The sequence below is a fragment of the Nocardiopsis sp. NPDC055551 genome (assembly GCF_053619415.1).
This window is the reverse complement of the sequence record NZ_JBSHJJ010000032.1, coordinates 1-1,731: the sequence shown is the minus strand read 5'-3', so window position 1 is coordinate 1,731 and position 1,731 is coordinate 1. Positions and strand designations below refer to the sequence as shown.

2 protein-coding genes are annotated in these 1,731 nt (G+C 38.3%); one reads left to right on the top strand and one right to left on the bottom strand.

The window, feature by feature from the left end; genetic code table 11:
• Positions 1-250 precede the first annotated feature (250 nt).
• The gene (locus ACWGSK_RS27585) at positions 251-1,498 is read left to right on the top strand and encodes an IS256-like element ISBsu2 family transposase (protein ID WP_031600262.1); all 1,248 of its coding nucleotides are present in this window, start codon (positions 251-253) and stop codon (positions 1,496-1,498) included.
• A gap of 45 nt (positions 1,499-1,543) precedes the next feature.
• On the opposite strand, the gene ACWGSK_RS27580 is transcribed toward ACWGSK_RS27585, so the two are convergent.
• Positions 1,544-1,708, bottom strand: a complete 165-nt coding sequence (locus ACWGSK_RS27580; RefSeq protein ID WP_003234425.1) for a hypothetical protein — start codon at positions 1,706-1,708, stop codon at positions 1,544-1,546.
• Positions 1,709-1,731 lie beyond the last annotated feature (23 nt).

Below are 1,731 nucleotides of genomic sequence, written 5' to 3'. Positions count from 1 at the left end.
GCGCGGAAATAAAGTGATCATCGGCCCGGGATGCAGTATCGGAACGATTGAGTACGAAAACAAATATGAATGCGATCCGCATTCACAGATTAAAGAAAAAACAAAACTGTAAAACATTGTTCTGTTATACAAAAAGGATGCTCTTTCAGGAGCAGGGAGTGTAATATTAACTGTGTAAGTAAGGAATGCGTACGGTTCCTTACTCACACAGTTTTTTATTTGATAGAATAATAAGTATAAAGCTAAAGGAGTGGTTTCAGTGGGGAAATTGAAAAGAGATCCGAACTCCGTAGAATTAGCTAACAAGATTATCGAACAGTATCAGCCTAAATCAGTAGAAGATATGCAAGAAGCATTAAAAGACATATTTGGTCCCATGTTTGAGTCAATGCTAAAAGGTGAAATGAATCACCATTTGGGCTATGAATCCAATGACAAGGGAGAAAAAGAAACAAGAAATAGAAGAAATGGATATGGCAAAAAGATCGTGAAAACAACGGCAGGAGAAGTTGAAATTGCAGTCCCCCGTGATCGTGATGGTTCATTTGAACCGCAGTTGATTCCAAAGCGTAAAAGAGATGTATCCTCTATAGAGGATAAGGTCATTTCGATGTATGCCAGAGGAATGTCACAACGAGACATTTCTTCCACGATAGAAGACATCTATGGCTTTTCTGTATCTCATGAAATGGTATCCGACATTACGGATACTGTACTTCCTAATTTAGAAGAGTGGCAAAATCGTCCCTTAAGTAACTGTTACCCTTTTGTGTTTGTCGATTGTCTTTACACAACCATTCGTAATGACTATGAAACGAAGAAGTATGCCGTTTACACAATACTAGGATATACCATAGAAGGTAAAAAGGACATTCTAGGTTTGTGGTTGAATGAAACGGAAAGTAAACATAAATGGATGCAAATTTTTGATGAAATCAAATCTCGTGGTGTAGAAGATATCTTCTTTCTCTCAATGGATGGCGTTAGTGGTCTGGAAGAAGGAGCACGTGCGATTTTTCCTGATGTGACCGTACAGAGATGTATTGTTCATTTAATTCGAAATTCGATTAAGTATATACCAAGTAAAGACTACAAGCCTTTTACTGCTGCCTTAAAGAAAGTGTATGGAGCTCCAAGCCTTAAGGCTTGTCACAGTGCATTTGAATCTTTTGAAAAGCAGTGGTCTACGTACCCTGGAGCTGTAGACGTATGGAAACGAAACTTTTCTCATGTGGAACAACTTTTCGATTATGGTGGTAATATTCGTAAAATCATGTACACTACAAATGCCGTTGAAAGTATCCACTCTAGCTTTCGAAAAGTCACGAAAAAAGGAGCATTCCCCCATGAGAATGCCCTATTAAAAATATTGTTTTTACGAACAAAAGAATTAGAAAAGAAATGGGATGGTGGACGCATCCAGCAATGGGCTATGGTCATGAATCAACTATTAGTTCATGACCACCTAAAGGAACGTGTGAAGAAATATCTAGAATAACTTACACACTTTTCTTGACAAGCCCCCCACATTTTGTGAGGGGTTCTATTTTGTGTCGTAATCCCGTTCGCTTTGAGAGTTATCTCTTTGCTGGCGTTTGTGTTTTTCATCATTCATATTTTCCTTCAGCTCTTCATTAGGAATCGGATCGGTTAAGTCGTTGTGCTCGGGGTTTTCATTTGGTTTGTTTTGCTGTTTTTTTTCTGTCATGTTTGATCACCTCACCGTTTGTT